The following is a 23,902-nucleotide window of genomic DNA, read 5'->3' on the forward strand; positions in this document are numbered from 1 at the left end:
CCGCCGGCCCCCTCACCACCACCCGTGATCCGGGTGGTTCGACAGAGACGCCATAGCTGCGGAGGCGGCAGGGAATTCTGCGACGTTGCGACCAGCCGGATCGCTGGTCGCAGAATTCCCTGCCGCCTCCGCAGCGGTCGAGCGGTTCTATTCGGGCTTGTAGCCGACAGCCTCGTGGAATCGGCTGCGGCGCGTTCCCATCGCGGGCCGTGCCGGCGACGGCTCGCGAGGCTCGGGTTCGGGCTGATAGGTGGCACCGGCCACGATGCCCTCGGCCATGCCGTACAGCAGTGGCAATGCGCCCGCGATGACGCCGGCCGTGTTGTTGATGCGCTCGACGCCCGGCTCGACGGCTTCGGCGTCGGACTTGATCTTCCAAACGATCTGCGAGCATTCCTCGAGTAGGCCGGCGATCCGGGTGAGCTGGCTGCCCACTACGAACAGGTAGAACGCGAGCCCGGCTATGAACAGGCCGATCAGGATGACCGAGAGAACTACGAGTGTCGTCATGAGCGCACCTTGTCGAGTACTCGGCCGAGGAACAGGTGGTGTTCGAGGCCTTCGGTCAGCACCGCGTCCACCCCGTCGGCGGTTTCGGCGATCAGGGCGGTGTCAGACGTATTGGCGGCGGCTCGCTCAAGCGTGCCTTTGATGGTCTCCACTCGGCGCTCGATCGTGCGCACCAGCAGCACCAGCATGGTGAGCAGCACCACCACTGCCACGATCACCACAAAGCCGCCGATGATGACCCCCCACCACAGGTTCTCCTGGGTGTCAGTGAGAGCCAGCAGGTTCATGTCAGCCTCCTAACCGGTTCCGGCCGCGTTTGAGGCCGTCGACGATCACCGTTGCCGCTGCAATCGTCGTGTTCAGTTCCCCCAGTGCCGCCGTGTTGGTGACGGCGTCCTCCAGACCGTCGTTGATCTCGGAGGCCCGATTGCCGATCGAACGGGCCAGCATCAGGATCGGCACTACGAGGGCGACCACGGCGATCACGACGACGATGCCGATGACATAGCCGATGACCCATCCGGTGGTCGACACGGCATCCGAACTCTGGGCGAGTAACTGCAGCATGGCGGTCCCCCCTCAGATCGATTCGCAGAAGTCGTGGACGGGCATCAGCGTCGAGTTGACCGACGGCAGCACCGTGGGCACCGTCGAAGTCTGTTCGGCGATGACACGAACGCCGCCGACCACTTGGGTGAGCGTGCGGTGCACTGCAACCAGGTGCAGCACCACACGGAGCAGTCCGACCGCGGCCGCCAGAATGATCAAGCCGCCGATGATGACAGTGACCCAGGCAACAACAGGCATCACGTCCCCTTTCAGCCCAAGAGCTTCCCGACCGAACCGGCGTAGCGGACCGCACCGTCCGCGACTTCTTCGATCGTTTCGTCAGTGGTAGCGAGCAAGTCCTGCGTGGTGTCGAGCTCGCCGATGATCCCCAAGCCGCCGGCCAGGATGTCGTCGCTGGCCTTGCGAATGCGCTCGATTGCAGCAAGTACCCGGTTCAGCAGTGCGAGCGCCACTGGCACGACCACCACGAGCAGTATCAGGTTTCCTATCCACCAGAGCACCAGCTGTGATGTCACCCACCAAGCCTCGGCCGTACTGTGCGGCCGGCCCGGAGAGCTGCAGATCCATCGCGACGTCCACTGCGGTGCCCACTGCGGTCGGGGCAAGGCTCGCGTCGAGAGCGAGCGTCGCTTGGCCCCGACCCTTGCGATCGGTGCCGCTGGCGCTGACCGAAATGGTGCGGGCGTCGGGGTCGCGGTCGGTGATCTCGGCGCTGCCGTCGAAGTCGAGCTTGATGGGGCCAAGTCCGATGGACACCGTGCCGCCGTAGCGTTCATCGCCGAGATCGGTGCTCAGCTCCGCGCCGGGCAGGCACGCCGCGACCTGCGGCACATTGCCGAAGAAATCCCACACGGCCTCGGTCGGCTGGGCGACCTCGAACTGGTTGGCGATCTGCATCAGGCGACTCCCTGCTCACGTGCGAAAGCGGTCCGGCATCCCGCACGCACCAGCTCGGCCAGGATCGACACCGCTACTTCCTTGTGCGAGGTGCTGCCGAGATCGAGGCCGGCAGGAGCGCGCAGCGCATCGAGCTGGGTCGATTCGACACCTTGGGCCTCAAGCAGGGCCCGCACGCTGCGCCCTCGTCGAGCGGAGGAAACCAAGCCCACGTAGGCGGGATCGGCCTTGAACGCAGCAGCCAGCACGTCCTCGTCCCCGTGCCCCTGGGTGGCAACCACGACCATCGACTGCGGCGTGAGCAGCCCCTCGCTGAACTCGGCACGGTCGACGAGCTCGACACGCCAGTCGAGCTGGGCTGCAAGCACCGACAGGGTGGTTGCCATCGGCGAGCTTCCGACGATCACCAGATGAGGTACGGCCACGACGGGCTCCAAGTAGATCTGCAGGGCGCCTTCGCTCTGGCACGACATGGGCACCGCTGTCGTGCCTTGCGGGAGATCGCCGAATCGGTCGCTCGCGCCCAAGGCCAGCAAGCGCGGCGTGCCGGCTTCGAGCGTTGCGATGGCCTCGCGGATGAACACCGGCTCGGCGCACGCGCCGCCGATCCAGCCGTAGATCTCGCCGGAGGCCGTGTAGACGGCACGAGATCCCTGCTGCCCCGACGTGGGACCCTCCCGCCAGACGACGGTGGCCAGCACGAATGCCTCCCCGCGGCGCGCCAGCTCGGTGGCGCGTTCGAGCACGCCCCAGCCCTCGACGGCCCTGTGCCCCCCGATACCGGGCCCGGCGGCGCTGCTGCTGTTCATCACTCGGTCTTCACCGGCGGTGCGCCGGAGATGTCATGGCCGCCGGTGATGGCCTCATAGACCCGGTCGGGCAGCAACGGCATGTCGATATTGCGCACGCCGGTGTCACCGATGGCGTCGATGACTGCGTTGACGAATGCCGCCGGGCCGCCCACGGTGGCGCACTCCCCGATGCCCTTCGCACCGATGGGATGGTGCGGGCACGGCGTCACCACTTCATGCAGCTCGAATCCGGGCGTCTCCCAAGCGGTCGGCAGCAGGTAGTCCATGTAGTTCGAGCCGATGCAGTTGCCGTCCTCGTCGAAAGTGATGAACTGCATGTTGGCCATGGCGTAGGCCTCGGTGAGCCCGCCCATGATCTGCCCCTCGACGATCATCGGGTTGATGCGCACGCCGCAGTCGTCCACCGCCACCACCCGCAGGACGTCCCACACGCCGGTCTCGGGATCCACTTCGACGGTCGCGATGTAGCAGGCGAACGGCCAAGTCAGATTCGGCGGGTCGTAGTAGGCGTTGTTCTCGAGGCCTGGCTCCATACCGTCGGGCATGTTGCTGTAGGCGGCGATCGCGCATTCCTGGATGGTTACGCCCCGGTCGGGCGCGCCACGCACCGAGAACCTGCCGAGTTCCCATTCGACGTCTTCTTCGGACACCTCGAGCAGGTGCGCGGCGATCCTGCGGGCCTTGGCCCGGATCTTGCGCGACACCATGGCCACCGCCGCCCCGGCCACGGGCGTGCTGCGTGACGCGTAGGTGCCCATGCCGAACGGGGCCGTGTCTGTATCGCCCTCTTCGACTAGGACATCCTCGGCGGGAATGCCGAGTTCGTGGGCCACGATCTGCGCCCAGGTGGTCTCGTGGCCTTGGCCCTGGGTCTTGGCGCCGGTGCGCAGCAGCGCCTTGCCGGTCATGTGGACCTTCAGCTCCGCCGAGTCGAACATCTTGATGCCCAAGATGTCGTACTCCCGGCTGTTGCCCGCCCCGAGGGGTTCGGTCATGGTCGAGATGCCGATGCCCAGCAGCCGGCCGCGCTGGCGCGCCTCTTCCTTCTGACGCAGGAAGTCCTCGTAGCCGATCGCTTCGAGGCCGAGGTCGAGGCATTTGCCGTACTGGCCCGAGTCGGTCAGGAACCCCCAGGGCGTGCGATGGGGGAAGTCGTCGTCGCGCACCAGGTTGATGCGGCGGAACTCGGCCTGGTCCATGCCGAGGTCGGCGGCGGCCGCCTGCACCATGCGCTCCTGGAAGTACATGGCCTCGGTGACCCGGAACGAGCATCGATACGCCACGCCGCCTGGCGCCTTGTTGGTGTAGACGCCCTGGGCGGTGAGATGCGCTGCCGGGATGTCGTAGCAGCTGAAGGCCGAGTGCATCAGGCCGATCTTGAACTTGCTCGGCTGGGCGTCGGAGAAGAAGGCGCCATGGTCGGAGTCGGTGTGCATCCGCACGCCGAGAATGCGGCCGTCGTTGCGCAGCGCCATCTCGCCCTTGAGGTAGATGTCGCGGCCGAATCCCGTCGAGATGAGATTCCCGCTCTTGTCCTCGATCCACTTGACGGGGCACTCGAGCAGGATCGACGCCAGGATCGACACCACATAGCCCGGATACACCGGCACCTTGTTCCCGAAGCCTCCGCCGAGGTCGGGCGACACGATGCGGATCATGTGCTCGGGCAGCTCGGCAACCAGGGCCACCGCGGCGCGGATGATGTGCGGCGCTTGGGTGGTCATGTACACCGTGAGCTTCGAGGTTGCCCGGTTGAAGTCGGCGATCGAACCGCATGTCTCGATGGGCGACGGGTGCGAACGGGGGTAGTGCATCTCGATGGCCGAGACCACATCGGCCTGCGCGAAGGCTCGATCGGTGCCCTCGCGGTCGCCGACCTCCCAGTCGAAGACGACGTTGGAGTCTTGGCCGGTCTTGTCGTCGCGGATCAGCGGGGCGCCGGGGGCCGTTGCCTGGGTCGGGTTGACGATGGGCGGCAGCGGTTCGTAATCGACCACGATCGCCTCGCAGCCGTCCTTGGCGATGTAGGGGTCGTCGGCGACCACACAGGCCACTTCCTGTCCCTGGAACCGGACCTTGTCGGTGGCGAGGACAGCCTGGGTGTCGTACGACAGCGTCGGCATCCACGCCAGGTTTCGAGCGGCCAGCATGTCGCCAGTGAGCACCATGCGAACGCCGGGGATGGCCCAGGCGGCGCTGACGTCAATGGAACGGATGCGGGCGTGAGCGAGCGGGCTGCGCAGGATCTCCATGTGCAGCATCCCGGGCAGGGCGATGTCGTCGATGTAGTTGCCCTTGCCGCGTATGAAGCGGTTGTCCTCCACCCGCCGCCGGCTGGCTCCGAGGCCGCCGATCTTGATCTCGTCGAGCGCCATCTCAGCTCTCCCCGCCTGCGTCATCGCCGGCATCGTCCGCGCTGCCGCCTAGCTTCTCGGCCGCCCACATCACGGCTTTGACGATGTTCTGATAGCCGGTGCAGCGGCAGAGATTCCCCGACAGCGCCCAGCGGATCTCGTCCTCGCTGGGGTTCGGGTTCTCTTCCAGCAACGCCTTCGCGGCGAGCATCATGCCCGGCGTGCAGAAACCGCACTGCAGGCCGTGCTCGTCCTTGAAGCCTTCCTGGATCGGGTGCAGCTCGCTCGCCGTCGCCAGGCCTTCGACGGTGAGCACCTCGTGGCCGTCGGCTTGGACGGCGAACATGGTGCAGCTCTTGACGGGCACGCCGTCGTACAGCACAGTGCATGCGCCGCAGTTGGTCGTGTCGCAGCCGGTGTGGGTTCCCGTCAGCCGGAAGCCATTGCGCAGCAGGTGCGCCAGCAGCAACCGCGGTTCGACGTCGGCCGCACGCCGCTCGCCGTTCACGGTCAGCTCGACGCGGCGAACCGGCACTGCGTCATCGGCGCCGCCGCTCGGCCGGACCTCTTCGTACAGCGTGCTCATGTCAGGCCGCCTCTTGTTCTGAACGCTGGATCTGGGCGCCGATGCGTCGTACGAAGGTGGCAACGACATGGCGCTTGTAGTCGGCGCTCCCCCGGTGGTCAGACCGTGGTTGCGCCGCCTCGGCCGCGAGCTGGGCTGCCGCGTCCACGGCGTCTGCATCGAGCGCAGTGCCGACCAGCGCCGCCGCAGCGTCCGAGGCGTTGATGGTGGCAGGCCCGACACCGGTGAGCCCGATGCCCGCACGCGCGACGTTGCCGCCCGACATCTCGACGGAGACCGCGACGCCGACGGTGGCGAAATCGCCCACTCGACGTTCGAGCTTGAGGTAGCCGCCGGCCCGGGTGCCGCGTGGCGCGGGAACCACTGCTTCAGTGGCGATCTCGTCGGGAGCGAGCACCGTCTGGAACGGACCGTCGATGAGGTCGGCCACCTGAATGCTCCGGCGTCCATCGGGACCCTGCGCCACGATGGCGCCTTCCAGCGACACCATCACCGAGGCCCAGTCGCCTTGCGGGTCGGCGTGGCACACCGAGCCCACGAGCGTCCCCCGTGTGCGCACCAACGGATCGGCCACGACAGGGGCCGCCGCGGCGATGGTCGGTTGGGCATCGGCGAGCGCAGCGGATTTCTCGAGATCGGCGTGCCGGCACAGCGCCCCGATGCGGTAGGTGCCGTCGGGATCGGCCCGGTGGTAGTCGAGGCCGCCGATGCCGTTGATGTCCACGATCATCGCGGGCGCCGCGAAGCGCAGCTTCATCATCGGGATGAGGCTCTGGCCGCCCGCCAGGATCTTCGCCTCGCCGTCTGCTGCGGCGAGCATCGCAACTGCCTCGGCGACAGTCGAGGGCGCTTCGTAGCTGAAGCGAGATGGATACATGCGTCAGCCCCCTGTCGACGGCCCGCCGGGACCTTGCGGATCCGGCACAGCTCGCGGCAACGACTCGGCGTCGGGATCAGGCCGTCGCTCTTGGTGTGGCGGCCATGGCCCCTGAACTGGCTGACCAGCGACTTTGAGATAGTCGATGATCTGTGGCCAGGCCCAGATCGTCGGGCTCGCACCTTCCTTGGGCGCGCCCTCGATGACCTCGTACAGCCTCGGGTTGCCTGCGCTATGGCCTGATGACTCGATCGGCATGGACTCCCCTTCCCCCGGAGATCCGGCCGTGTCTGTGGCACAGCGAACTTACCACTGCCCGTTGCGACGCTCCGAACGAACTCACTAGCCGCGTCGTTTGGTGCGCCCGCTGCGGCATCAGTGCCTTCGGCGGCGATACTCGCGGGCATGGCGCTTGGCTTCGGCGATGCCCTGGTGGCAGCCAACTTCAACTCGGGCTGGTACCAAACCGTGCTGGTCGTCCACCTCGTGTGTGCGGCGGTGGGATTCGGCGGCAGCGCCTTGGGCACCGTCATGCTGAGACGGGCATGGGCTGATGGTCCTGACGCTGCAGCTGCTGTGCGGCGGGCGTTCGAGTTCGCGTCGAACCGCTTGACGGACATGGCGGCGTACCTCGCCGGGATCGCCGGCGTTGTGGCGGTGCTCGTCGATGACCGCTGGACGTTCCGGCAAGGCTGGGTCACGACGGCGTTCATCTTGTACTTCGCCTGGTTGGGCATCGCTCACGGCGCACTGCGGCCGACCAGCGCCAAGCTTGCCGACGCAATGGACGCGGGACCCGAACGGTCCGACGATGCGGAACGGCTGCGCGGGCGCGCCGAGCTGTGGTCGATGGCGAACAATTTGGTGATCGTGGCCGCAATTGCCGTGATGGTGACCAAGCCAGGCTTGTGAATCCCTGCGCCCACGCGGGTCTCGGCCCTGACGCGTAGCGTCGGCGCGCATGACCGAACAGCGGCGGTACCGGGTGTGCGTGATTCCGGGTGACGATGCGGCGCCCGAGGCGATGGCAGCGTCGCTGCGGGTGCTCGATGCGTTGGACCTGCCCATCGACTGGGACCATGTGCCGGTGGGCGACGAGCTGGCAGCGCTCACGCCCGACGAGCGGGAGTCGCTGGTCGGTGGGCACATCGACGCTGCCGACACGGTGCTCTTCGGCTCGTCGAACGGCACCACGCCGGGGGCGGGCTTCATGCGCTGGGGCAAGCGCACCTACGCCAACGTGCGGCCGGTGCGCTGGCGTCCTGGCTATGCCTCGCCGCTGGCCCGACCCGAGGGCATCGACTACGTGATCGTCCGGGAGAACCTCGAGGACATGTACGTCGGCGTCATGGGCCCGGCGCAGGCGCTGCTGGACGCCGGACTGACTGAGGGCCGTTCTCGCGTCCCGCCCGATGCCGCCAACGGCCGCTTCGCGGCGAAGATCATCACCCGGCCCGGCACCGAGCAGGTCACGCGCTTCGCCGCCGAGCTGGCGCTGAGCCGCGGCGGCAAGCTGACCGTCTCGGCCAAGACGAACATGCTGCCTGCGACCGACAGGTGGTTCTGCGACATCGCCCGGGAGGTGGCGCAGGAGTACCCCAGCTTGGAATACGAGCAATTCATCATCGACGACATGGCCCACCGGCTGGTGGTGCGGCCCCACGAGCTGGATGTGCTGCTGCTGCCCAACCTGTACGGCGACATCCTGTCCGACCAAGGCGCCGGCACGATCGGGGGCATGGGCCTGGCGCCGTCGGGCTGCTACGGCGACGACTGGGCGTACTTCGAATCGGCCCACGGCACCGCCCCCGACATTGCCGGCCAAGGCATCATCAACCCGACGGCCACGCTGGAGTCAGCCGAGATGATGCTGCGCCATCTCGGGCTCGGGGCAGCGGCGGACCGGCTGGACAGCGCGCTGGCGCAGGTGTACGAGGCAGGCGAGCATCTGACGCCGGACCAGGGTGGCAACGGCAACACAGACGGCTTCGCCACGGCCGTCATCGAAGCGCTGTAGCGGCCGTCCGGCGCGTCTGCGGGTAGAAACACGCATCGAACCCGGCGGAGGGGTGAGCGACCGACATGACCGAACAAGGCACGCCCAGCGAGACACTGCCGCGGGGCATACCCGACGACCGGCCTGCGGAGGGCGACGACAGCGCACCCGTGTCGTTCCGCCTCGACGAGCTCCGGCCGTGGGGCATCGCTGCGTACGTGGCGGCTGGCATGGCTGCCGACGACGCGGCGACCGTGGTCGACAACCAGCTCTGGTCGGATCGGCGCGGCGTCGACACACACGGCTTCCAGCGGGTCAGCTGGTATGTCAACTGGTTTCGCGACGGCACCACCGATCCGACCGCCCAGTGCGAGATCGTCACCCGGACGCCGTCGGTGCTGGTGGCCGACGGGCACCACGGCCTCGGCCAGCTCGTGATCACCCGCTTCATGGAGCAGCTCATCGAGGCAGCTCGCGAGAGCGGGTTGGTGGTGGGGGTCATCCGCAATTCCAACGACTGGGGCTGCGGGGCGAACTACCCGTATCACGCGGCCGAAGCGGGCTTCGTCTGCTACGGCACGACCACGTCGGTGCCCAACCTTGCGCCGTTCGGCAGCCGTCGCAAGCTGTTCGGCAACAACCCCATCGTGTGGACGTTCCCCCGCCGCGACCAGCCGCCGATCGTGCTCGACATGGCCATCACGCCCGTCGCGCTGGGCAAGGTGCTGCGGGCTCGCTCGGAGGGCTCGGAGATTCCGGTGGAGTGGGGATTCCTGGACCGCGACGGCAACCCCACGGTCGATCCTGACGTGGCGATGCGCGGCATCGTGCCGGCCATCGGCGGGTACAAGGGCATCGGCATGGTCACGGCCTCGAACATCGCCGCGGGCATCCTGGCCGGCTCGGCCCACACTGGCGACGTAGCGGTCGGTCGGCGAGGGCAGTTCTTCTTGCTGATGGATCCGGGTGTGTTCCGCGACCGCGAGGGCTACTTCGACGACATCGAGGACATGGTCGCCCAGATCCGGGCTGCAGGGGAAGAAGACGTGCTGCCCGGCCAGACCGTGTACCTGCCGGGCGAGCTCGAACAGCTCGAAATGGACCGGCGCAGTGCTGCCGGCACGGTCAGCTACCCCGCGTCGGTGGTGCGCTCGCTGGGCCGAGTCGGCGATGAGCTGGGCGTGCCGTTCGATTGCACACCGGTGGCGACATGAGCGACGAGATGCTCAAGCGCGCAGCGGAGTGGATACCGGCGCTGCGAGAGCGGAGCATCGAGATCGACTCATTGCGACAGCTGCCGCAGGACCTGGCCGAAGCGCTGGCCGCCGACGGTTTCTACCGGACGCTCGTGCCGGCTGAGCTGGGCGGACTGGGGCTGCCGCCGGCCGTTGTCGCTGAGATCAGCGAAGTGCTCGCCATGGGCAACGCTTCCGCGGCGTGGTGCACGTTCATCGGTGCAACCTCGCAGATCATGTTCGCCGCACTCGAGCCGGCCCAGCTCGCGGAGGTGCTCGACAATCCCGACGTCATCACGGCCGGGGTGTTCGCACACTCGGGCACGGCCACGGCTGCACTTGGGCCAAACGGCGCAGACGGCTACCGGGTGCAGGGCCGTTGGGCGTGGGCATCGGGCTCCCACAACTCGGAATGGATCTCGGGGGGCGTGCAGATCGACAGCGGCGACGGCCCACAGCCGGCGCTGGGCCGTGCGTTCTTCCGGCCCGACGACATCGAGCTGCACGACGATTGGTACACAAGCGGGTTGCGAGGCTCGGGATCGAGCACCTTCGAGGCCCACGACGTCTGGCTTCCCGCCTCTCGCATCGCCTACGAGCGCACCATTCTGAAATCCCCCTACGCCGCCGAGCCGCTGTACCGCATGCCGCTGTTCGGCCTGCTGGCGCTGCCGATCGGTGCGATCGCGCTCGGCATGGCCCGCGCCTGTGTCGATGAGGTCATCGACGTCGCCAAGTCCAAGGTGCCCCAAGGCTCACGCCGCACGCTGGGTCAACGGCCGTCGCTGCATTCGGCAGTGGCGGTGGCAGACACCGAAGTGCGCGCTGCGCGGAATCTGCTGTATGCATCCATTGACGCTGCGTGGGAGCGGGCCCAGCACGGTCTGTCCGATCTGGAACTGCGGCGTGACCTGCGCACCGCGACGACCCATGCGATGCAGACGAGTCTGCGCGTCACCCAGTCCATGAACGCCGCCGTCGGGGGCACCGCCGTCTTCGAAGCATCACCGCTGCAGCGCCATCTGCGCGATGCCCAGACTGCTTCGGCTCACTTCATGGTGGCCATGCCGGTCATGGAATTGGCGGGCCGCACCTACTTCGACCCCGAAGCCGACACGTCCGGCCTCTAGCCGGCAGCTACCGCAGGAACGGCATGGTGCCGCTCAATGGCGGCGACGGCACGAGTACCGCTCAGCTCTCGCGGCGGCGCTGGTGGGCTGGTAGCGGGAACGTGATCGGGATCAATGCCGTCAGGTCAATGTCGATGAGCGATGGACCTGCGGGGCCGGCATCGCCACTGGCCCGGGCCACCGCCTCGCCAAACGCCGCTTCGAAATCGGCGACGCTGCTGACTCGCGTGCCGGGCACGCCCATGGCCTCGGCGACGCCGACGAAATCGATGCCTCCGATCTCGGTGCCGTGGTGTTCATCCCACAGCGCATCCTGGATGATGCGCAGCACGCCATAGCCGCCGTCGTTGAACACGCACACGATGACGGGCAGGCCATGCTCGGCGAGCGTCGAGATCTCCCCCACCGACAGCATCAAGCCGCCATCGCCCTGGATCACCACGGTCGGCTGCCCGCTCGCAAGCGACGCACCGACGGCCATCGGCACGCCGGGGCCAATGGCGGCGTTGGCCGCACGGATCGACGTGCGCGGCGCAACGATCGGCAGCAGCCGGTTGCCCCACATGTAGCCGGGCACGGTGGTGTCTCGAACGATGCGGGCCTCGTCGGGCAGCATCCGGCGGATCGTGTCGCAGATCGCCGCGTGGTCAGGGCCGATCTCGTCCCGCATGGCCTCCATGTCCGACGAGCGATGCTTGCGGGCTCGCTCCACGTAGCCGTCGTCGATGGTGGGCGCTCCGTCGCCCAGCCGTTCGAGCAGCCCGGCCAGGCTGAGCTTGGCGTCGCCCACGACGGCCAGCGACGCCGGGTAGTTGAGACCGATGACACCGGGATCGGCGTCGAGGTGGATCAGTTCGTCGGGCAGATCCAGCGCCCACACCCGGGTTGCGTAGTTCTGGAAACGGGTACCCACGGCCAGCAGCAGATCAGCTTCGGCGAACACGTCGGCCATCTGCGGACGGTCCGAGCGAAAGCCCAGCGACAGCGGGTGCAGCTCGCTCAGGGCACTGCGGCCCTCGATCGTCGTCACCACAGGTGCGCCCAGCCGCTCGGCCACAGCGCTGAGCTCTGCCGATGCATCAGCAATGACCACACCGCCCCCGGCCCAGATCAACGGCCGCTGCGCCGCTGCCAGGCGCTCGGCAGCATCGTCGAGCAGCGCTGCATCGGGTCGTAGACGGGGCACCTCGGGCGATCCCGAGACCGCAATCTCGCCGACTCTGGCGTACTGGAAATCGATCGGGATTTCTACGGCGCCGGGCTGCGGCCGGCCGGTGCGAATGTCATCGGCGACGCGGGCGATCTCGGCCGAGATCTCGCTGGGATGGCGCACAGATGCCACGCTGCGGCACACCGAGCGCAGCATGTCGACTTGCTGGTCATTCTCGTGGAGGAAGCCTTTGCCCTTGCCGTAGAAGCGCGACTCCGTCTGACCGGTCACCATCAGCACGGCCGAACTGGTGAATGCCGCCTCGTAGAGACCGGGCACAGCATTGGCGGCGCCAGGGCCGGTCGAAGTCAGCAGCACGCCCATCTCGCCTGTCGCGCGGTAGTAGGCGTCGGCGGCATGCGCAGCGGCCTGCTCGTGGCGGACCTTGACCACTTCGATGCCGTCATGCACCGACAGCGCCTCGTAGATCGGCAGGTTGTGAACGCTGACGATGCCAAACACATGCCGCACGCCCAGGCGCGCCAGCGTCGCCGCGACGGCCTCGCCGCCGGTCATCTCACTCATGACGGTCACTCACCTCGGGCCTCTTTCATCAGCCGCACGGTAGCCCTGCGGCACCGCGGATCGCCCGCAACGACAGGCTGAGGCGAGACCGCCCGTTGTCGCCGCCGGTCGTGCTGCCGACGGTTCAGGCGTCGAGGCTGAACGGCGGGTACTCGTCGGTCAGCAGATGCAGGTAGGCGTTCATTCGCAGGTTCACCCCGAACCACGAGACGACCCACCCGCGCATGCCGTCGGGCCAGCGGCCGGTGAACAGCACAGCAAAGAAGCCGAGCACGACCAGAACCGCGGTGATGAGACCGGTGATCGCGGTGAACACCAAGGCCGGGATCACCAGAATCAGACGAAACAGCACCGTGAGCCGGTTGCGGTCGGCGAGCTGGGGCTCGATGTCGACAGCAACAGGAGTGCCTCCAGGCTCGGGCGCCGACATGTCGAACTCGAACGGCGGGTACCGCTCGTGCAGGAAGTCGAAGTAGGCGTACAGCCGGATGCTGTAGCGGAGGTACATGGACTGGAAATCCGCCAAGCCCTTGGGCAGCTTGCCGGTGAACACGATGGCGATCCAGCCGAACACATTGAGCAGCCACGCAATGTGCTGCAAGATCTCGAAGATGATGACGTGCGGAATCAGCAGCAGCCAGTGCACGAGCGGTCGCCAGTTGGCGATCCGCTCCGGTGACTCGACGGTGACGGAAGCCGGGTAAGCCATGCCGCCGAACCTACTTGGAAGCCCAGAACGGCCGGGGCATCGCCCCGCGGCGGGCGGGAACTGGTCTTATGCAGCGACGCTGAACGGAGGGTATTTGTCGGTGAGCATGTAGATGAAGGCCAAGTAGCGCGCATGGGCCCGGTAGAACCCGGTCACGAAGTTGCGCATGCCGGTGGGCCAGCGGCCGGTAACCAAGATGATGAGGTAGGCGATCGTCACCACCACGACAACGAGATAGGAGTAGACGGTGACGAACACGATCTGCGGCAACCCATAGATCGGGCGGAACAGTGCTGCCAGACGATTGCGGTTCCCGGGCGACACTTCGACATTCACCGCCACCGGCGAACCGCCCGGATCCTCTTCCGACGAAGAGAACTCGAATGGCGGGTACTGGTGGTGGATGATGTGCACGTACGACAGCACACGCGGGTAATAGCGGATGTACATCACCTGGAAATTCGCGATGCCCGCCGGCAGCTTGCCGGTGATGAGAATCGCGAGCATGGCCAAGATCGCGAGCAGCCACGCCACTACGTGGAACACGGCGAGTATCACGAAATGCGGGATCAGCAAGATCCAGTGAACAAGCGGGCGCCAGTTTGCTACGCGATCCGGCGCGTCAACTGACAGGGAGGCTGGGTAGCCCATATCTGGAAACTAGTCGCAACTGCACCATCGCCCGGGACCCATCTGGGCGGAGACTGCTGCGCTACGCGGCGACGAGCGGGAACTTGTGGTCGTCGGCGGGGTATTCGCCGGGAACTGACGTCGTGTCGTCGTCGGACACGATGGGATCGCAGCCCGGGTGGGGATACCACACCGCGTCGTCGCCCAGCCAGCGAGTGGACAGCGCCACGCGCCGGTGGCCGCCGGCATTGCCCGGCGATCCGTGGATGATCCACGACGAGAAGAACAGCGCGTCGCCGGGCTCGACGTCGAACCCGACGATGTCGTATGCAGCCCGGTCGGCCTCGACATCGGGCATCTTCTCGCCCTCGAAGTCGGCCATGAAGCCTTTCTTGCCGTCGAAGGACTCCGGCGCGTAGTAGGCGTCCCAACTGTGCGAGCCGCGCACGAACTCGAGCGAGCTCTCCGCCACCGTCACCGGCGTCATCGCCACCCACGCCGAGCAGATCTGCTTGCCCAGGAACGGCCAGTAGGGGATGTCCTGGTGCCATGGCGTCGGGTTGGCGGTGCGCGGCTCCTTGATGAGCAGGTGATCGAAGTAGAAGCGGGCGGTGGCCGACCCCATCAGTGCCGCAGCCATTTGCGCCATGCCCGAGTTGAACACGAAGTCACCGATGACCGGGTCGATCTCCCACCGGTACCGGCTGGTGAACAACCTGTTCTCCGGCGCCCCCGGATTCGTGTCTGACACCCACTTGCCGGGCTCTCGCAGTTGCTGGTCGGCCACGCCGAGCACCCGTTCGACCCACTCGTCCGAGACCGCGTGGGTCACCTTCACCACGCCGTCTGCTGCGAACACCGCCTTGTGCTCGTCGGTGATGCGCTCGGCGGCATGCGAGCTGGCCTGGATCGGGTGGCCGTAGGGGCGGCTCATGGCTCCTCCTCGACGTGGTGTCTGGGCTCCGGGTCGCTAGGCCGCAGAGGAATTCGATGCGGGTGAGTCTGCCAGCGCTTCGGCATCGGCCTGCGCGTCCTCGGCGGAACGGGCGCTCACCGCCTCCAGCAGGCCGGCCAGGCGGGCAGGACTGTGCGTGCGTTCCTGCATGACACCGAAGGCGTGGTGAGCAGGGATCAGGTCGCCGAAGGGACTCACCACGTTGACGTTGTCGCCCCCGATGAGGCCCGGGTGCTCGACACCGCAGGCATCGGCCAGCCGGAACAGCTCCTTGCGCAGCCCGATGACGTAGTTGGCGAGCCGCGCGCTCTTGAGCGTGGGGTCGAGACCCCGTGAGAGCCACTTGTTCTGCGTCGCCACGCCCGTCGGGCAGTGGTCGGTGTGGCAGCGCTGCGCCTGAATGCAGCCGATCGCCATCATCGGCTCGCGGGCCACGCCGATCATGTCGACGCCGATGTTGAAGGCCAGTGCTGCGGGGGCGGGAAAGCCCAGCTTGGCCGAACCGATCATCACGATCTGGTCGGTGAGGCCGGCTTCGCCGAACGCCCGGTGCACGATGCCGAATGCCCGCCAGAACGGCAGTGCGACGTGGTCAGTGAACACCAGCGGCCCCGCTCCGGTGCCTCCCTCTGCGCCGTCGACGGTCACGAAGTCGGGTCCCCGGCGGGTCTCGGCCATGTGCTGCGCCAGTTCGGTCCAGAACGCCTCTTGGCCGACGGCCGACTTGATGCCCACCGGCAGCCCGGTCGCCCCGGCCACCTCCTCCACAAAGTTCACCAGCTCGGCCACGCTGCCGAATGCCGAATGGCGGCTAGGGCTCACCACGTCTTTGCCGACGGGCACGCCGCGCGCCTCGGCGATCTCCGGGCTCACCTTTGCCCCGGGCAGCAGACCGCCAACACCGGGTTTCGCCCCTTGGGACAGCTTCACTTCGATGGAGCGGACCGGCGCACCATCGACCGTTTCCAGCAGGCGGTCCATCGAGAAGGTGCCGTCGGGATTCCGGCATCCGAAGTAGCCCGTCCCCATCTGGAACACCAGGTCGCCGCCGCTGCGGTGGTACTTCGAGACGCCGCCCTCGCCGGTGTTGTGCATGCAGCCGGCCAGCTTCGCCCCGCGGTTGAGCGCCTCGATCGCAGTTCCCGACAGCGAGCCGAAGCTCATGGCCGACACGTTCACGATCGATGCCGGGCGGAAGGCCTTCTCGCGGTCCCGCCAGGCGCCCATGACCTTGCCGCACCCCAAGGGCGCGTCAGCCGGCACCGTCCGGCCGAGCGGGAACGGGCTGTGGCGGAACGTGATGTGGCCTGGCTTGTCGATCTCGTCGTCGGTGCCGAAGCCGAAGTAGGTGTTCTGCTGCTTGGCGGTGGAATACACCCAGCGCCGCTCGTCCCGGTTGAAGGGCCGCTCTTCCTCGTTGTGGGCAACGATGTACTGGCGCAGCTCCGGGCCGATCTTCTCCAGCAGGAAGCGGAGATGGCCGATGACCGGGTAGGTGCGCAGGATCGAGTGGCGTTTCTGCACGCTGTCGTGGATGAACACGAGCAGCAGGAAGACCCCGATGACGATCAGCCCCCACAGCCACCACGGCACGATCTCGAACCTACCGCGAGCCGGCACCGGCAACCGCCCCGGAGGGATTCCTATGCTGGCCCGGTGGCATCGCTACCGGGCGCTGAGCTGAATCCGCCGGGCTCGCCGCTTCGGATGCCGCCGCTGGCACCTGAGGTCGCGGCGCTCTTGCCGGCTGGCGACGACGCGCCCCGCTGCGCTGCCCATGCCGCCGCGATCGGCACCGACCCCGGCGGCACCTCGATCGCTGCCGGCGCCGTGGCACTTGTGGAGGTGCCGCTGCCGTGGCCGAAACCAGTCTTCGCAGACGGCTTGCTCGAGGGCTTCAGGCCCATGATGGACCTTCACGTAGGTCCGACCCGGGTGCTCGCCGCCGTGCCGCCCGACGAACGCGGCCAGCACAGCAGGAATTCTGTCGCGCTGCACTGGCGCGTCGGGGCGGGCACGCAGTCGGCCTACTTCGAATCCGACGGCCCCGATGGACTCCGCGGGCTGTTCGCCCACCTCGCCCGTCAATCGCCAGCAGACCCCGTACCTCAGGGAGCAGGCTTCGCATCGGTCGGGTACGCCGAGAATGAGCGGGCGGTGCTCGTCTGCACCCAAGGCAGCCACGACGTGTGCTGCGGCAGCGAGGGCACGCGCCTCGCTGCTGACTTCGAGGCGGTGCTGCGCGCGTACCGGGCGGCCGACGTCGACGAGCCATATGCGGGGGCGCCGACCGCCGGCGGGCGAGTCACCGTGTACCGCGTCAGCCATACCGGCGGCCACCGCTTCGCCCCGACGGCGATGACGCTGCCCGACGGCCGCATGTGGGCGGGCATCGAAGCCGGCGAGGTCGCCACGATCTTGGACCGGACGGCCGATGCGGCAATGATGGCCCCGCGCTGCAGGGGTTGGTGGGGGGCGCCGACCGGGCCGGCCCAGGTTGCCGAGCGTGCCGTGTTCGCACAGGTCGGCTGGCCCCTCGAGGACATGGCCCGCCAGGTCCGCTTCCGGCCCTCGGGGGACCGCTGGAACGTCGAGATCGTCGCGGCCGAGGCCGGTCGGGCATGGACGGTGTCGGTGGAAGCCGGGCGGACCGTGCCCACCATTGCCTGCCGGGCGCTCGGCGGTCTTCCGGCGAAACCCGCGACAGAATTCAGAGTCACCGACATCTGGGAGGCATCGAGATGACATCACCGCTGGAGGGCATCCGCGTCGTCGAGTTCGCCAATTTCGCTGCGGCACCGTCTGCCGTGGCGATCATGGCCGACCTCGGGGCCGAGGTGATCAAGGTGGAAGCCATCGGCGGCGATCCGATCCGGGGGCTGATGAAGCAGGCGAAGGTGCCCGAAGGCGCACACAACCCTGACGTGGCGTTCCAGTTCATCAATCGGGGCAAGCAGTCGATCCAGCTCAACCTCGAAGATCCCGACGGCTCGGCGATTGCACGGCGCCTCGTCGCGGCCTCCGATGTCGTGGTGATGAACCTGCTGCCCGAGCGCCGTGATCGCTTCGGCCTGGGCACCGACGAGCTGCTGGCGCTGAAACCCGACCTGGTGATCGGCGTGCTGTCGGGCTACGGCGAGGTGGGGGATGAGATCGACCGGCCGGGCTATGACGTGACGGCGTTCTTCTCCCGGTCAGGCTTGTACGGCGCCTCGACGCCTCCGGGCGGCGCCCCGCCGCACGCCCGACCGGGCCAGGGAGATCACACCACGAGCCTGGCGTTCTTCGGCGCGATCATGGCCGGGCTACGGGCCCGGGACGTGACCGGCGAGGGCCAGATCGTGGAATCCTCGCTGCTGCGCACCGCGACCTGGACGATCGCCATCGACATGGCCACGTCGCTCGTGGATGGCCGTCCCAACACCGAACGACCCCGCGACAGCGGCCTCTCGCCGATGCTGGAAGCCTTCGAGTGCGCGGACGGGCGCTGGCTGCACTTCACGATGCCCGACACCGGTGACGCGTGGGAGCGCTTCTGCAAAGCCATCGAGCGCGAGGACTTGCTGTCCAATCCCGACTACCAGACCGGACGGCAGCGCTTCCGGTCCATGCGCGCACTGCTGGCTGATATCGATGACACCCTCAAGTCACAGCCATCCGATTACTGGATGCCCCGGCTGGATGAGCACCGCTGCATCTGGGCGCCGATCAACGACACGGCGCAAGCAGCGCAGGATCCGCAGGTGCGCGCAACCGGCGCCTTCGAGACCATTCACCACCCCGAGGCCGGCGATTTCGAGACGATCGCCGCGCCGTTCCGCATGCACAACTCCCCCGGCGTGGGCGTGCGCGGCCCCGCGCCCCGAGCCGGTGAGCACACCGCCGCCGTGCTGGGCGACCTGCTCGGCCTGGACGAGCGCGAGATCACCGACCTGACCGAACGCGGGGTTGTGGCGAGTGATTGAGCACACGGGCGCGCGCCGGCTGCTTGCTCAAGCAAACCCGATCATTCCCGATCAAGGTGAAGTCATCTGGACCAACGTTGCCGCGATGGTCGTCTGCCTGTGCGCAGCGTTGTGCTGTATCGCCGCTGCGGTCCTCATGTACCGCAAGCACCGAAGTCGGCCGGAAGCCTCGGGCCATCGTCCGAACGTGCCGGAGAGCGGTGCAGTCGGATGATGCGTGCCGCGACTGCCTCGGGGGAGTCATTCGCTGTGTGGACCTGCTCGAACTGCCCGTAGCCCTCTGCCCGTTCGTTCAGGAGGCGCGCTACTGCGGCAGCCGGATCATCGCCCGCAAGCAGCGGCCGCACCGGGCCATCGACGTCGGCTGTCAGGCGCCGGACAATCTCGTCGGCGCCGGCGGCGAGGCAGAAGACGCGACCCGTGGCGGTCAGCGCATCTGCATTTGCCGGATCGAGCAGCATCCGGCCGCCGGTGGCGATGACGTGGTGCTGGCTGCGGGCGACATCAGCGGCCACTTCCCGCTCAAGTGCTCGGAAAGCGTCCTCGCCCTGCTCGGCAAAGATGGCGTCGATCGGTCCGTGCCGAGCCACGATGACGTCATCGGTGTCGACAAATGTCCAGCCGAGGTCACGCGCTACCAGCCGGCCCACGGTGGTCTTGCCCGTCCCCATGAAGCCGGTCAGCACCACATTGAGCTCGGCCGAGCCAGTCACAGGTTCACGCTAGGAGGCTGAGCCGGCGGGCGACGCCGGAGCTAGGAAGCGACTGCAGCAGCCGAAGGGCCTTGCGGCTGCAGGCCGATCGGGAAAGCGTCGCGGACGGCGGCATCGACAGCAGGGCTGATGTGCGACGGCCAGTGGTTCTCCAGCGTGGCCACGACATGGTCGTGAGCCACAAGCATCCCCGCCGACTCGTAGACGATGTTCGCGCCCGCATGACCGGCCAGCCCGACGTTCAAGCCCTTCTCATAGCCGGCTTGAGCGTCGTTCACCTTGGAGTCCGTCATTCCCGCCGCCACACCGGTGGGCAGCCCGAGCCAGTGGCCCACTTCGGCCGCAGCTGCATTGAGGATTCCTTCCTCGCCCGATCCCCCGCTCATCGCGCCCGTGCGCAGGTCGGACACGAACGGCCACAGACCCAGCAGGCAGGGATGCCCAGGCGACAGCAAGTTCACGAAGGTCAACCCCCCGAGGCACTCGGCCACGGCCTGCGCCAGAGCGCCTGCGAGCGCCGCAGGCGCAGTAGCGCCGGCCTGCAGGGCCGACAGCAGGTTGATGGGCATGCCCGTGCGCACCTGTGCCACCAGGCACCTCGCCGAGTCGTAGGCAAAGCGCAGCGGTGGTACGACGAACGTGTTGTTGGCCGCGATGAACGGGCGCTTCGCGAACTCGCCCTCGCCGCCCAGCACGAGGTCGAACATCTCGACCGACTCGTACACCCACTCCGGCTCGAACCACGACGATCCGCCCGGCTTGGTGGTGCTGCACATCACTGCGTATGCGGTGGTCATGTCGAGGTCGCGGGTCTCGACCATGTCGCGTGCCACCACCGTGCGCACGTAGAAGTGCAGGTTGTCGAGCGTGTCGACCAAGCGGCCGCAGTCGTACACGTCCTGCGCGAGCGAGTCGCGGAACGTGCCGGTCTCGTGGTCGTACATCATCACCGCAGCGCCGGACGTGCCGAAATAGACGTGCTCGCCGCCCACGTGCACTGACTGATCGTCATCGAAGCCGTGCCAGATCCATTCCTTGGCCGCGGTCTCCATGGCGCGCTCGACGACCCCACGGGGCAGGTGGATGCGCCCGTTGTCATCCACCCAACCGCCGACGGGCGTGGCCGCTTCGACGAACTCGTCGAGCGGATCGCCCATGCCGACGTCTTCGAGCAGCCCGAGTGCGGTGTCGTACACCTGCTGCATGTCGCTCTCGGTCAACGGTTTGAAGCGTCCCGCCGGCAGGCCGGGGCGAACTGGCCTGCGATCGCGCTCGGGCGCAGCTTCGCGGACGGCGATACGGCCAGCCCGGCCGCCGCCGCGGCGTCGCCTGGGCGACTCAGCAGTATCCGGTGACGGTGCAGCGGTGTCAGACGTCATCTGCGGGCACCTCCTTCGGCAACCTGTTGTTGTGGGCAGCGGTGTGCGCTGGGTCCTTGAAGTTCAGGGTTCGAGACGCGAGTGGCTCGTGCCGATGCCCATGGGCTCGTCGCTGCCGGGCGCGAATGCGGGTTCGTTGCCGCGCACGTCATTGTCGCCTGCATCCACATCGCAGTACACGAGCACCATTGACAGCGACTCGCCGTTCTCTTCGGCTTCGCGACGGGCCACGGTCGCATCGCGGCCGACGAACGGTCGGCTGTAGTCGACGAAGCGTCCGAGGCGGGCTTCGATCGGCGTGATCTCGGTGGTCAGCTCGCTGCCCCACGCCTTGTAGGCCTTCTCGATGCGCATCACGTTCATGGCGTAGCTGCCGAAATGCACCAGGCCGTGGGGCTCGCCGGCTTCGGCGACTGCGTCATACACGCGGGCCAGATCGTCCATCGGGCAGTGCAGCTCCCAGCCCAGTTCGCCGACGTAGGACACCCGTAGCGCAATGACGGGCACGCCTGCCACCGAGATCTCCTGGGCGGTGAGCCAGCTGAACGCGTCATTGCCGAGGTCGGCGTCGGTCAGCGGCGCAAGCACGTCGCGCGCTCGTGGCCCCGTAACGCCAAGGATGGCGGTGCTGTCGGTGGCGTCCCGCACTTCGACCTGCTCACCGGGCTCGATGTGATCGCGCAGCCAGTCCACGTCGTGGCTCTGGCCCATGATCGCCGAGGCCAGCCAGAACCGGTCCGGTGCCAGGCGGGCGATGGTCATCTCGCATTCGATGCCGCCCAGCTCCGTGAGCATGTGGGTCAGGCGGATGCCGCCGTCGCGCCCGGGCAGGCGGTTGGCCGACAGCCGGTCCAGCAGTGCGGCGGCATCGCGCCCGCTCACCTCGAACTTGGCGAACGCGCTCAGGTCGGCCACGCCGACCCGCTCGCGCACGCCCCGCACCTCGGCACCCACCACGTCGTGAGCGTTGGAGCGACGGAACGAGTGGGCCTCTGGGGTGCCGCCGGGCGAGAAGTACTGGGGGCGTTCCCACCCGTAGATCTCCTGCCATTGCGCTCCCAGCGCGTCGAAGCGTCCCCATAGCGGCGTGGTCTTGACCGGCCTGCCAGCGGCGCGCTGCTCGCCCGGCAGCCGCACTTGGTACATCTCGTGGTACTCGTCGAGGGCCTTCTCGAGAGCGAATTGCGACTTGGGGCCGGTGTGGTCGCCGAAGCGGCGCGGGTCCATGGCCCGCACGTTGATCTCGGTCTGACCGTGGACCATCCACTGCGCCAGGAACTTCCCGGCGCCCGGGCCCTGGGTGATGCCGATGGACGCCCCGTTGCAGTGCCAGTAGTTGCGCACCCCCGGTGCGGGACCCATCAGATAGCCCGAGTCGGGCGTGTGAGTGATCGGCCCCGACACGACCTGCTTGATGCCCGCGTCGGACAGCACGCCGATGCGCTGCTCGGCGAAGTCGAGGCATTCTTCGAGCACGTCGAGGTTCTCGCCGGGCAGGTGGAAGTGCAGGTCCCAGTCGATGCCGTCGACGCCGTAGGACCGGGATCCGGACATCTCGTACGGCCCGATGAGCAGACCGTCGATCTCCTGGCGGTAGTAGCACGAGGCACGGGGATCGCGCACCACCGGCAGTTCGAAATCGAGGGCTTCGACCTCGGGTACCGTCTCGGTCACCAGATATTGGTGGATGACCGACACGATCGGAACGTCGAGCCCGATCATGGCGCCGAGCTGGGGTGCGTAGTGCCCGGCGGCGTTCACGACGTGCTCGCAGTGGATGGTGTCCTGCTCGTCGCGGCCGTTCGATCCGTTGCGGCGGCGGGCCGGATCGGCGCCGCCGCGCACGATCGTGACGTCCCAGCTGCCGTCGGGGCGCTGGGACATGCCGGTCACGAGCGTGTGGCGCATGATCCGGCAGCCGAGATCGCGGGCCCCCTTGGCCATGGCGTTCGTGCAGCTCGACGGATCGGTCCAGCCGTCATGCGGTGTGAAGAAGCCGAGCCGTACGTCGTCGAGATCGGTCAGCAGCGGGTGCCGTTCAGCAATCTCCGCAGGCCCGATCAGGTGCGACTCCACGCCGATCTGCGTGAGCATGGCGTGGACGTAGCGGTGCCAGTCGGCCTCGTCGGCCGTGCGCGCCAGCCGGATGGCGCCGCAGCCGTGCCAGCCCGCCGACAGTCCTGTCTCGGCCTCCAAGCGCGGGTAGAGAGCGACCGCCTCCTGGTGCACCTTGGCCATGTTGAGATCGCCGATGAAGTTGGGGATCAGACCGGCCGCGTGCCAAGTGGACCCAGAGGTCAGCTCGCCTTTCTCGACCAGGATCGTGTCGGTCCAGCCTTCGTGCGCGAGGGCGTACAGCAGGCCGGCCCCCATGGCCCCGCCGAAATTAGCACCCACTCCGCGCACTCCTGCGCGTTTTGACGTCAAGCAGCTTGAGGCGGTGAGTGGTACTCGAGCAACGACGACTGGCCGCTCATAGCGACGAACCTTGCGTCGCAGGCACCGCCGTCAGCATCCTCCAGACGAAGGATGTCGTCGCCGACGGCGAAATGGACCGCGCTGGAACTCAGAACGCCGTTCACGGCAACGTTGGTCGTGTAGAGGTAGCTACGCCCGTCGCGTTCGAGGATCGGGTTGAGCCGACCTTTGATCCCCGGCAGGTATCCGGTCTGATCCTCGAAGATCGCGGAGCCGCCGCCGCTCAGCGGTGCCATCTCGACGCTCAGCGCGCCGTCGGCCGGCAACCAGCCGGTCGAGACATGAGCTCCAAGGCCGGCCCCGGCGACGAACACCGTCATCGGCAGGTCATCGGTGTGGAAGTCAAAGCGGGCGACCCCCCTCGCATCGGT

General features: G+C 67.7%; 23 protein-coding genes and 2 pseudogenes. 6 read left to right on the forward strand and 19 right to left on the reverse strand.

What is annotated here, in order from left to right:
- Positions 1-147: 147 nt before the first annotated feature.
- From VI480_RS09170 to VI480_RS09210, 10 genes and pseudogenes are all read right to left on the reverse strand, one after another.
- The gene (locus VI480_RS09170) at positions 148-510 is read right to left on the reverse strand and encodes a hypothetical protein (RefSeq protein ID WP_323672529.1); all 363 of its coding nucleotides are present in this window, start codon (positions 508-510) and stop codon (positions 148-150) included.
- Entirely contained in the window at positions 507-797 is a 291-nt protein-coding gene (locus VI480_RS09175) for a hypothetical protein (protein WP_323672530.1), read from the reverse strand. Before VI480_RS09175 ends, VI480_RS09170 begins: the two co-directional genes overlap by 4 nt.
- A 1-nt stretch (position 798) precedes the next feature.
- The gene (locus VI480_RS09180) at positions 799-1,077 is read right to left on the reverse strand and encodes a hypothetical protein (RefSeq protein ID WP_323672531.1); all 279 of its coding nucleotides are present in this window, start codon (positions 1,075-1,077) and stop codon (positions 799-801) included.
- A 12-nt stretch (positions 1,078-1,089) separates the two neighbouring features.
- The gene (locus tag VI480_RS09185) at positions 1,090-1,317 is read right to left on the reverse strand and encodes a hypothetical protein (protein WP_323672532.1); all 228 of its coding nucleotides are present in this window, start codon (positions 1,315-1,317) and stop codon (positions 1,090-1,092) included.
- Positions 1,318-1,328: 11 nt separating this feature from the next.
- Positions 1,329-1,595 carry a hypothetical protein gene (locus VI480_RS09190; RefSeq protein ID WP_323672533.1) on the reverse strand — a complete coding sequence of 89 codons (267 nt, stop codon included), beginning with the start codon at positions 1,593-1,595 and terminating at the stop codon, positions 1,329-1,331.
- A 49-nt stretch (positions 1,596-1,644) separates the two neighbouring features.
- Positions 1,645-1,977: pseudogene (locus tag VI480_RS15660) on the reverse strand (SRPBCC domain-containing protein); the annotation flags it as partial.
- Positions 1,977-2,786: an XdhC/CoxI family protein gene (locus VI480_RS09195; protein WP_323672534.1), complete on the reverse strand. Its 810-nt coding sequence runs from the start codon at positions 2,784-2,786 to the stop codon at positions 1,977-1,979. The gene VI480_RS09195 and the pseudogene VI480_RS15660, both read right to left, overlap by 1 nt.
- Positions 2,786-5,197, reverse strand: coding sequence for an aerobic carbon-monoxide dehydrogenase large subunit (locus VI480_RS09200; RefSeq protein WP_416246670.1), 2,412 nt, complete (start codon positions 5,195-5,197; stop codon positions 2,786-2,788). Before VI480_RS09200 ends, VI480_RS09195 begins: the two co-directional genes overlap by 1 nt.
- Complete coding sequence (locus tag VI480_RS09205) at positions 5,166-5,729, reverse strand: (2Fe-2S)-binding protein (RefSeq protein ID WP_323672536.1); 564 nt, start codon at positions 5,727-5,729, stop codon at positions 5,166-5,168. Before VI480_RS09205 ends, VI480_RS09200 begins: the two co-directional genes overlap by 32 nt.
- Before the next feature lies 1 nt (position 5,730).
- Entirely contained in the window at positions 5,731-6,606 is an 876-nt protein-coding gene (locus VI480_RS09210; protein ID WP_323672537.1) for an FAD binding domain-containing protein, read from the reverse strand.
- 405 nt (positions 6,607-7,011) lie between these two features.
- Between VI480_RS09210 and VI480_RS09215 the strand changes: the two genes are divergently transcribed.
- The 4 genes from VI480_RS09215 (at position 7,012) to VI480_RS09230 (ending at position 10,967) form a co-directional block, all read left to right on the forward strand.
- Positions 7,012-7,518 carry a DUF2269 family protein gene (locus VI480_RS09215; protein WP_323672538.1) on the forward strand — a complete coding sequence of 169 codons (507 nt, stop codon included), beginning with the start codon at positions 7,012-7,014 and terminating at the stop codon, positions 7,516-7,518.
- A gap of 49 nt (positions 7,519-7,567) precedes the next feature.
- A complete protein-coding gene (locus VI480_RS09220; RefSeq protein ID WP_323672539.1) occupies positions 7,568-8,623 on the forward strand; it encodes an isocitrate/isopropylmalate dehydrogenase family protein in 1,056 nt (351 codons plus the stop codon).
- 65 nt (positions 8,624-8,688) lie between these two features.
- Complete coding sequence (locus tag VI480_RS09225) at positions 8,689-9,816, forward strand: Ldh family oxidoreductase (protein ID WP_323672540.1); 1,128 nt, start codon at positions 8,689-8,691, stop codon at positions 9,814-9,816.
- Positions 9,813-10,967 (forward strand): acyl-CoA dehydrogenase family protein, encoded by a 1,155-nt coding sequence (locus tag VI480_RS09230; RefSeq protein ID WP_323672541.1) that lies wholly within the window; start codon positions 9,813-9,815, stop codon positions 10,965-10,967. The genes VI480_RS09225 and VI480_RS09230 overlap by 4 nt, the downstream gene beginning before the upstream one ends.
- Before the next feature lie 61 nt (positions 10,968-11,028).
- On the opposite strand, the gene VI480_RS09235 is transcribed toward VI480_RS09230, so the two are convergent.
- The 5 genes from VI480_RS09235 to VI480_RS09255 form a co-directional block, all read right to left on the reverse strand.
- The gene (locus tag VI480_RS09235) at positions 11,029-12,702 is read right to left on the reverse strand and encodes a thiamine pyrophosphate-binding protein (RefSeq protein WP_323672542.1); all 1,674 of its coding nucleotides are present in this window, start codon (positions 12,700-12,702) and stop codon (positions 11,029-11,031) included.
- A 124-nt stretch (positions 12,703-12,826) separates the two neighbouring features.
- Positions 12,827-13,411, reverse strand: a complete 585-nt coding sequence (locus tag VI480_RS09240; RefSeq protein WP_323672543.1) for a DUF4389 domain-containing protein — start codon at positions 13,409-13,411, stop codon at positions 12,827-12,829.
- A 66-nt stretch (positions 13,412-13,477) separates the two neighbouring features.
- On the reverse strand, positions 13,478-13,987 hold the full coding sequence (locus VI480_RS09245; RefSeq protein WP_416246671.1) for a DUF4389 domain-containing protein: 510 nt from the start codon (positions 13,985-13,987) through the stop codon (positions 13,478-13,480).
- Between the two features lie 136 nt (positions 13,988-14,123).
- Positions 14,124-14,975 (reverse strand): phytanoyl-CoA dioxygenase family protein, encoded by an 852-nt coding sequence (locus VI480_RS09250; protein ID WP_323672545.1) that lies wholly within the window; start codon positions 14,973-14,975, stop codon positions 14,124-14,126.
- A 36-nt stretch (positions 14,976-15,011) separates the two neighbouring features.
- On the reverse strand, positions 15,012-16,589 hold the full coding sequence (locus tag VI480_RS09255) for an FMN-binding glutamate synthase family protein (RefSeq protein ID WP_323672546.1): 1,578 nt from the start codon (positions 16,587-16,589) through the stop codon (positions 15,012-15,014).
- Between the two features lie 63 nt (positions 16,590-16,652).
- On the opposite strand from VI480_RS09255, the gene VI480_RS09260 reads away from it, so the two are divergent.
- Both VI480_RS09260 and VI480_RS09265 read left to right on the forward strand, forming a co-directional pair.
- A complete protein-coding gene (locus VI480_RS09260) occupies positions 16,653-17,741 on the forward strand; it encodes a sucrase ferredoxin (RefSeq protein WP_323672547.1) in 1,089 nt (362 codons plus the stop codon).
- Positions 17,738-18,961, forward strand: a complete 1,224-nt coding sequence (locus VI480_RS09265; protein WP_323672548.1) for a CoA transferase — start codon at positions 17,738-17,740, stop codon at positions 18,959-18,961. The genes VI480_RS09260 and VI480_RS09265 overlap by 4 nt, the downstream gene beginning before the upstream one ends.
- A 134-nt stretch (positions 18,962-19,095) precedes the next feature.
- Here the strand turns inward: VI480_RS09265 and VI480_RS09270 are convergent, their stop codons facing one another.
- From VI480_RS09270 to VI480_RS09285, 4 genes and pseudogenes are all read right to left on the reverse strand, one after another.
- Entirely contained in the window at positions 19,096-19,674 is a 579-nt protein-coding gene (locus VI480_RS09270; RefSeq protein WP_323672549.1) for a shikimate kinase, read from the reverse strand.
- A gap of 41 nt (positions 19,675-19,715) precedes the next feature.
- Positions 19,716-21,053, reverse strand: coding sequence for a trimethylamine methyltransferase family protein (locus tag VI480_RS09275; RefSeq protein WP_323672550.1), 1,338 nt, complete (start codon positions 21,051-21,053; stop codon positions 19,716-19,718).
- A 63-nt stretch (positions 21,054-21,116) separates the two neighbouring features.
- Entirely contained in the window at positions 21,117-23,450 is a 2,334-nt protein-coding gene (locus VI480_RS09280) for a GcvT family protein (protein WP_323672551.1), read from the reverse strand.
- A gap of 26 nt (positions 23,451-23,476) precedes the next feature.
- Positions 23,477-23,902: pseudogene (locus tag VI480_RS09285) on the reverse strand (hypothetical protein); the annotation flags it as partial.

The sequence above is a fragment of the Candidatus Poriferisodalis multihospitum genome, from assembly GCF_028283155.1.
GTDB lineage: Bacteria > Actinomycetota > Acidimicrobiia > Acidimicrobiales > Poriferisodalaceae > Poriferisodalis > Poriferisodalis multihospitum.

What these genes read in the sequence shown, in the direction of transcription:
- VI480_RS09170 (WP_323672529.1), bottom strand. Translation starts at nt 510, where the DNA reads ATGACGACACTCGTAGTTCTCTCGGTCATCCTGATCGGCCTGTTCATA.
- VI480_RS09175 (WP_323672530.1), bottom strand. Translation starts at nt 797, where the DNA reads ATGAACCTGCTGGCTCTCACTGACACCCAGGAGAACCTGTGGTGGGGG.
- VI480_RS09180 (WP_323672531.1), bottom strand. Translation starts at nt 1,077, where the DNA reads ATGCTGCAGTTACTCGCCCAGAGTTCGGATGCCGTGTCGACCACCGGA.
- VI480_RS09185 (WP_323672532.1), bottom strand. Translation starts at nt 1,317, where the DNA reads ATGCCTGTTGTTGCCTGGGTCACTGTCATCATCGGCGGCTTGATCATT.
- VI480_RS09195 (WP_323672534.1), bottom strand. Translation starts at nt 2,786, where the DNA reads ATGAACAGCAGCAGCGCCGCCGGGCCCGGTATCGGGGGGCACAGGGCC.
- VI480_RS09200 (WP_416246670.1), bottom strand. Translation starts at nt 5,197, where the DNA reads ATGCCGGCGATGACGCAGGCGGGGAGAGCTGAGATGGCGCTCGACGAG.
- VI480_RS09205 (WP_323672536.1), bottom strand. Translation starts at nt 5,729, where the DNA reads ATGAGCACGCTGTACGAAGAGGTCCGGCCGAGCGGCGGCGCCGATGAC.
- VI480_RS09210 (WP_323672537.1), bottom strand. Translation starts at nt 6,606, where the DNA reads ATGTATCCATCTCGCTTCAGCTACGAAGCGCCCTCGACTGTCGCCGAG.
- VI480_RS09215 (WP_323672538.1), top strand. Translation starts at nt 7,012, where the DNA reads ATGGCGCTTGGCTTCGGCGATGCCCTGGTGGCAGCCAACTTCAACTCG.
- VI480_RS09220 (WP_323672539.1), top strand. Translation starts at nt 7,568, where the DNA reads ATGACCGAACAGCGGCGGTACCGGGTGTGCGTGATTCCGGGTGACGAT.
- VI480_RS09225 (WP_323672540.1), top strand. Translation starts at nt 8,689, where the DNA reads ATGACCGAACAAGGCACGCCCAGCGAGACACTGCCGCGGGGCATACCC.
- VI480_RS09230 (WP_323672541.1), top strand. Translation starts at nt 9,813, where the DNA reads ATGAGCGACGAGATGCTCAAGCGCGCAGCGGAGTGGATACCGGCGCTG.
- VI480_RS09235 (WP_323672542.1), bottom strand. Translation starts at nt 12,702, where the DNA reads ATGAGTGAGATGACCGGCGGCGAGGCCGTCGCGGCGACGCTGGCGCGC.
- VI480_RS09240 (WP_323672543.1), bottom strand. Translation starts at nt 13,411, where the DNA reads ATGGCTTACCCGGCTTCCGTCACCGTCGAGTCACCGGAGCGGATCGCC.
- VI480_RS09250 (WP_323672545.1), bottom strand. Translation starts at nt 14,975, where the DNA reads ATGAGCCGCCCCTACGGCCACCCGATCCAGGCCAGCTCGCATGCCGCC.
- VI480_RS09265 (WP_323672548.1), top strand. Translation starts at nt 17,738, where the DNA reads ATGACATCACCGCTGGAGGGCATCCGCGTCGTCGAGTTCGCCAATTTC.
- VI480_RS09275 (WP_323672550.1), bottom strand. Translation starts at nt 21,053, where the DNA reads ATGACGTCTGACACCGCTGCACCGTCACCGGATACTGCTGAGTCGCCC.